The organism is Lysinibacillus sp. FJAT-14745 (assembly GCF_001275675.1).
In the GTDB taxonomy this organism is placed as follows: domain Bacteria; phylum Bacillota; class Bacilli; order Bacillales_A; family Planococcaceae; genus Lysinibacillus.
On the sequence record NZ_LITM01000015.1, the window covers coordinates 127085 to 133830 of the forward strand.

Genomic DNA, 6746 nt, shown 5'->3' on the forward strand with positions numbered 1-6746 from the left:
TGGCTAACCTCTACTTCTGTCTTCGGGGTTCGGGACTTTCACCCTATAGTTCATGCGCATGCCGGGCACACCAAAAAGGACTGCTAGCTTTCGCTAACAGTCAAGTAATTAAACGTTATAGATTTTCCACATCGGATTTACCTCATTTTATATTTGTACTAGTTATGCTTCTTTTTTCTTATCCCAAATGACATATATAATAAATGCTATAGGTCCAGTTAAAAAAACACCAATTAACCATATTAGAAAATGTTGCTTACTAATTTTATTTTTCAGATATTCAAGTGTAAAATATGAAAGTATTAAAATAATTAACAAATATATTCCCACTATAAATAGCTGATCAAACAAACATATCCCCCATTCCAATTAACAACATGTATTTGATTGATTGACAAGATTTATACTACATACGCCCGTTTCTGGCAATTCCAATTCCACACGTTTTGAGGCTTCTTCATCGCCAGATAAATAAGCTGTTATTGAACGGACTTGTTCATAGCCTGTTGCCATTAAAAATGTTGGTGCGCGTCCATAACTTTTTGCACCGACAATATAGAAGTCCTTTTCTGGTTGTCGTAGTATCTCTTCTCCATGCGCTCGAACCGTTCCACAACTATGCTCATTAGGATCAATTAGTGGTGCTAATGCTTGCACACTCTCTGTTACATTATCAATGGAAAGACGTAGTTCGCTGTTTATTGTAAAATCTGGTCTATTTCCTGCATTTACAATGAGCTCATCGAATCCTGTTAATACTTTCTGTTCTCCATTTAAAGTACCAACAATATTTATTTTTCCATCTTTTTTCACCATTGAAATACAGAATGGTGTAACTACTTCAATCTTACCTGTATCTACTAATTCATGAATACGTATACCCAGAGCACCACGTGCTTCCAATTCATCTTTTTCTTCGCCACCATATGCTTCTTCTACAGATTTTTTACGCATAATCCAAACAAGTTTCGTTGAAGGATTCTCTTTTTGTAATTCAGCCAAAGATAATAAGGTATTGATAGCTGAATGACCGCCTCCAATAACAGCAATCTTCTTATTAGCGTATCTTGTAGAGTTCACCTTTATATCTGAAATTCCATACTCGATATGATCTGCTAATACTTTTTCAGTTTGTAGCCAAACACCTGTTGAGTTTGCTGGATTCGGATTTCCCCACGTACCTGTTGCATCAATAACAGCTTTCGCCTCAATAATCTTTACGTCGTTTCCCTTTTCAACATAAATCTTAAAGGACTGATTTACTCGATTTTTTGATTTCATCTTATCATTCAATTGACGTGAGATCCCCACTACTTTTGAGTTTAGTTGAATGTAAGATTTTATTTGCGCTAACTCTGCCAAAGGCTTTAAATAGAGATCAATTAACTCATGTCCTGTCGGTATAGTTTCTAAGTCAGGCGCTTTCCAATCCGTGTCCTCTAGTAAAGCTTTAGCAGCTTTATTGATGTTATATCGCCATGGAGAAAATAATGTGACATGACCCCAAGTACGAATATTATGAGCAATTTCTTTACCAGCCTCTAATAAAATAAAGGACTGATTTTGTTCCACTAAATGAGCAGCTGCAGCTAACCCGATTGGACCAGCACCAATTATCACAGTAGGTAAATTCTTATTTAATTCATTAAAAGTTTCTTCTACCTCAATGTCCTTAGCAATAGTACAGCAGGAATCATTTTGTTTGATTATTTTAAGTGTTTTCATAAATTAACCCTTCTTCTCTATAATTTTTTCAACATAAGCATTTTCTTATATACAGTGTATTTTTTACGTCTAGCATTAAGCTAGACGTAAATTTTATTTAAAAAGTTTTGTAATGAAGTAATTAACATACTTCTATTTCATTCATTCTCAATTTCTTTTATAGCTTTCTCGAATTGGGACCATGTTGAAGAACCATAGCGTTCAATATCTCCTTTAAAGAAGAAATCCAGGGCAAATGATTTAGCTTGAGCTAATGTATATTCTCTACTAGTCATAATCAAAGTCAAATAAGAAATGAAATATTCTTTTGTTAACACACTAGCATGATTAACTGTCATCGCGTTTCATCCTCTTATTCAACGGCTTGAACAAATGTTTAGACAATGTAATTTCATTTACATTCACACGAATATCTTCTTCACTTTTCATTCAAAATTATTCTTTAGCAAGATTTTGGTGAATATCCTACTAACACTAAACCTAGTTCACCATTCTCTTCCTCTGCATGAATCGTAACATCTGATAATTGTGGTGCAATATCAGGATGAATGGCAACTTCGATACCTTCAATTGTCTGTACAGCATCATCTTCTGTTGGTGCTTCTATGCCTACACCTAAATTAACTCCGCAGCATCCTGCAATACCGAAGAAACGAAGTGTTTTCACCCCTGAATCAGCTAATACCTGCTCAATATAATTTTTACCTTCTGGACTGATTTTCATTTAATTGTCTCTCCTTTAAGTTCATGTAACCCTTTTGTTCCAACTGGTGGCGTTTTTACCCATGGGATTGCCACGAATTGATTGTTGCTGATGGATTTGATTTCTTCTAGCCATTTTGTTTCGGCTTGTTGTTTTTGTATTAATGTTGGACTTGTTGTTTTGATAGATGAAAATGTCTGATTGACAACCCACCAACCAATAGATAAACCAGCTCGCTGTAAATCTTCCTGTAAACGTGTTGCTTCAAAAACAGGTGTTGCTTCAGGCAGTGTTACGATTGCTACACTTGTATAACTTGCATCACGTAACCGTGGTAACAAGTTTGAAACAGCTGAAGGGATTTCACCTTGCGAACGGCTTATTTCACGATGGTAAGCTTCTGTCGCATCTAGTAACAACAACGTATGGCCAGTTGGTGCTGTATCAATAACAATGACTTCATCTTGATGATTTTCTACAACATTGGCAAATGCTCGGAATACGGCAATTTCCTCAGTACAAGGAGAAGCCAAGTCTTCTTTCACAAATGCTAAGCCTTCTTCATTCATCGTTTCACTTGCTTTTGCAAGGACTTCTATTTCATAATTTGCAACTTCTACTTTTGGATCAATACGACTTACCGTAACATTTTTAACTTTGTCATCACCGAACGTCCAATTTAAATGCGCTGCTGGATCAGTCGTAGTTAAATGAACGCGCATACCTTCTTCTGCTAAGCGTAGGGCAATATACGAAGCAACTGTTGTTTTGCCAACACCACCTTTACCCATTGTAAATATAAGCTTCGGTTTACGTTCTAAATAATCTGCAATCATCTCTTCAACTTCAGGAATCTTCGTACCTTTTTCTGATTCATTATCATGTGCGACATCCTGGTCTGTCATCCATGCTTGCATACGCTCCATACTTGATAATGAGAATGGTACAAACGGTAAGTAGTATTGTTCAAATTGTTGTAACTCTTTAGGAATCACCTCTAATGCCTCGGCTTGACGGGAAATGAATGCCTTCTCAATTTCGTCATTAGAACAAACATTTTTCATATATCCGTTAACTAGTAAAATCTGATTTTGAATACCGATTTCAAACAGTTCATGAGAAGCACGTGCTGCCTCTTTTAAAGGGTTTTCGTCTGGACGTGTCACAAGCATCAATGTCGTCTGTTCGGCGCTTTTTAAACGCTCAACAGCCTCTTTATAGATTTCGCGTTGTGGTTCCAGTCCTTTTAATGGGCCTAAGCAAGATGCTCCAGTCGTGTTTTCATCTAGAAATGTAGACCACGCAGAAGGTAGCTGTAATAGACGTAATGTATGCCCTGTAGGAGCTGTATCAAACACGATTGTGTCGAAATTTACAATCACTGAACTATCCGTCAATAGTGTTGCAAATTCATTAAAAGCAGCAATTTCAACAGTACAAGCGCCTGAAAGTTGTTCCTCCATATTTTGAAGGACTACATCAGGAAGTTTCCCGCGGTATGGACCAACCATTTGTTCTTTGTAATGTTGTGCTGCTTGTTCAGGGTCTAAATTTAATGCAAATAAATTGTCTATACCTTCAATTTTTGTCGGGGTATTAGAAAGCGTTTGGCCGAAAATATCTTGTAAATTGGATGCGGGATCTGTACTAATTAAAAGTACTTTTTTCCCTTCATTTGCAATGGCTATTGATAGACTACAAGCAACTGATGTTTTTCCAACGCCCCCCTTCCCCGTGAAAAACAAGAACGGGGTATCAGGGAAATGACTTCTTGTAAAGCGTTCCATTTTACGCATCTCCTTTTAGTGATAAGCGTACTTTTGGTTTTTGTAATAGTTCTTCTTCTGAAAGTCCTGACCACTGTGAAAATTGTTCATTTGTAGGATACTTCCCTTTACAAAGTAAGTCTCCATCAACAAATGTTGCAGGCAGGGCATCCATTCCTTCTGACATTAGAAGCTGATTGATGGCGTCGTTTTCTACAAAGTCATTTGGTTCATTTGTTAGATTAAATCGTTCAGCTTCTATATCTGTTTTCTTTAAATTATTCATTACAAATGACATGCGTAATAACTCTGGGTCAATAGATGGTCCACATAAGCCAGTAGAACAGCACATTGCTGGTTCATAAATATGAATTTTTTTCATTTTATTTCGACTCCTCTGCAACAAATTGTTCTATCCGTTTTCCAATAGCATCACGTACGTTTTGGAAAACTGCCCACTTTTCTTCTTCTGTACCTGAGGCTTTCGCTGGATCTTCAAAGCCCCAATGCTCACGACGAACGTGAGGTGGTGTAATCGGACATTTATCTACTGCATCTCCACAAAGAGTAACAACTAGTGTTGCATTATTTAATGTCTCAAAATCAATTAGATCAGACGCATGATTCGAAATATCAATGCCTACCTCTGCCATAGCTTTGATAGCTTTCGGATTTACACCATGTTCTTCTATACCAGCACTTTTAACTGTCCAATCTGTAGGCAATAATTTTCTTGCCCACCCTTCAGCCATTTGACTACGGCAAGAGTTCCCTGTACATAAGAAATAAAGTGTGTTTGTCATATTAAGTGCTCCTTATAATTCTTATAATTTAATAGTTTTAAAATATTTCTTTTGCCATCGTAGAGCAACCCATACAAGTCCAATGAGTACCGGTACTTCAACAAGTGGACCAATAACAGCGGCAAAAGCTACTCCACTATGAAGTCCAAAAACGCCTACAGCTACAGCAATGGCTAACTCAAAGTTGTTACTAGCAGCTGTAAAAGAAAGGGCTGCTGTGACAGGATAAGACGCCCCTGCTTTACGTGAAGAAAAGAATGAAACTGCAAACATCACAATAAAGTAAATAAATAATGGAATCGCAATTCGTACTACATCAAGTGGTAGTTCCACTAATTTCTCTCCCTTTAATGCAAACATCATGACAATTGTGAAAAGAAGTGCAATTAAAGTAAGTGGCGAAATCTTCGGTAAGAACTTTTCCTCATACCATTGTTTCCCTTTTGTTTTGATACCTATCAATCGTGTTAGGAATCCAGCAGCAAATGGTATCCCTAAGTAAATAAGAACGCTTTTCGTAATTTCCCACATGGAAATGGATACATTAAAATTCTCTAATCCAAACCAACCAGGTAATACATTTAAGAAAAAGTAAGCAAAAACCGAATATGTTACGATCTGAAAAATAGAATTAAATGCGACTAAACCAGCTACATATTCTCGATCTCCACGAGCTAAATCATTCCATACAATTACCATTGCAATACATCGAGCTAACCCTATCATAATGAGCCCAGCCATATACTCTGGATAGTCTCTCAAGAATATAATGGCTAAGAAGAACATTAGAAACGGACCAAGTAACCAGTTTTGGAATAGTGACAATAAAAGAACTTTCCAATCCTTGAACACACGCCACATTTCCTCATACTTTACTTTTGCCAAAGGTGGATACATCATGACAATCAGCCCTATGGCAATAGGTATAGATGTCGTGCCAACTGACATAGATTCTAATGCTTCACCAATATTAGGCATTGTGATACTTAATAAAACGCCAATCCCCATTGCAACAAAAATCCAAAGAGTGAGGTAGCGATCTAGAAACGAAAGCTGTTTTGTTAAAGAATCATTACCCATTAATTTTCCTCCCCTATGTGTGTACAGTCAGAGCCACAATTACATCCATTTAATGGATCAATTTGTTCTAAAATACCTTTCATAAGTGGCGTCTGTTCCTCGACTAAACGATAATGTTTCCATGTACCAACCTTTCGTTCAGTAATAATGCCTGCCTCCTTTAATTTTCGAAGATGCTGACTAACTGCTGGTTGTGAAATCCCTAAAACATCTACAAAATCACATACACAAACCTCCCCATTTTTCATACATGCCAGTAATTTAATACGGTTCAAATCAGCTGCTGCTTTTAATTGTTTTTCTATTAGTGTGTTTTCCATATCTGCTCTCCTTATATAATCATTTGCTTATGTTTTATTTTAAATAAAATCACCCAACCAATTACAGGTGATTAAATTAATATATAACTATACACTTATATTATGCTGACTAAACAAATATTGCAATTGTTTTTAATCAATTTAGATAATTTTTTTAAAGCTGCTTTATGTTTTCAATGTACACTTTGGGAGTTTAGCATAATTGTTACTTTAAAACTTTGACGACATCACCTTTAGATATATTTGAGAGATTTTTTAAAAATTAATATTTATTCACTACCGTCGCATGAATTTTAACTGAAATTTCAGATTTATTCTCCCGCCTTTTTAGAGTAAAAACGAAGACATG

Annotated in this window: 8 protein-coding genes; all 8 read right to left on the minus strand. The window is 36.3% G+C overall.

Annotated features, from left to right (window positions below; all coding sequences use genetic code 11):
- Positions 1-369: 369 nt before the first annotated feature.
- Positions 370-1725 (minus strand): NAD(P)-binding domain-containing protein, encoded by a 1356-nt coding sequence (locus AMS59_RS20545; RefSeq protein ID WP_053485581.1) that lies wholly within the window; start codon positions 1723-1725, stop codon positions 370-372.
- Positions 1726-1862: 137 nt separating this feature from the next.
- Positions 1863-2063 carry a hypothetical protein gene (locus AMS59_RS20550; RefSeq protein WP_053485582.1) on the minus strand — a complete coding sequence of 67 codons (201 nt, stop codon included), beginning with the start codon at positions 2061-2063 and terminating at the stop codon, positions 1863-1865.
- 104 nt (positions 2064-2167) lie between these two features.
- Positions 2168-2449 (minus strand): Fe-S cluster assembly protein HesB, encoded by a 282-nt coding sequence (locus AMS59_RS20555; RefSeq protein WP_053485583.1) that lies wholly within the window; start codon positions 2447-2449, stop codon positions 2168-2170.
- Positions 2446-4215 carry an arsenical pump-driving ATPase gene (gene arsA / locus AMS59_RS20560; RefSeq protein WP_053485584.1) on the minus strand — a complete coding sequence of 590 codons (1770 nt, stop codon included), beginning with the start codon at positions 4213-4215 and terminating at the stop codon, positions 2446-2448. Before arsA ends, AMS59_RS20555 begins: the two co-directional genes overlap by 4 nt.
- Position 4216: 1 nt before the next feature.
- Entirely contained in the window at positions 4217-4576 is a 360-nt protein-coding gene (arsD, locus tag AMS59_RS20565) for an arsenite efflux transporter metallochaperone ArsD (RefSeq protein ID WP_053485585.1), read from the minus strand.
- A 1-nt stretch (position 4577) separates the two neighbouring features.
- Positions 4578-4997, minus strand: a complete 420-nt coding sequence (gene arsC, locus AMS59_RS20570; protein ID WP_053485586.1) for an arsenate reductase (thioredoxin) — start codon at positions 4995-4997, stop codon at positions 4578-4580.
- 21 nt (positions 4998-5018) lie between these two features.
- Positions 5019-6077, minus strand: coding sequence for an ACR3 family arsenite efflux transporter (gene arsB, locus AMS59_RS20575; protein ID WP_053485587.1), 1059 nt, complete (start codon positions 6075-6077; stop codon positions 5019-5021).
- The gene (locus AMS59_RS20580; RefSeq protein ID WP_053485588.1) at positions 6077-6397 is read right to left on the minus strand and encodes a helix-turn-helix transcriptional regulator; all 321 of its coding nucleotides are present in this window, start codon (positions 6395-6397) and stop codon (positions 6077-6079) included. Before AMS59_RS20580 ends, arsB begins: the two co-directional genes overlap by 1 nt.
- Between the last annotated feature and the right edge of the window lie 349 nt (positions 6398-6746).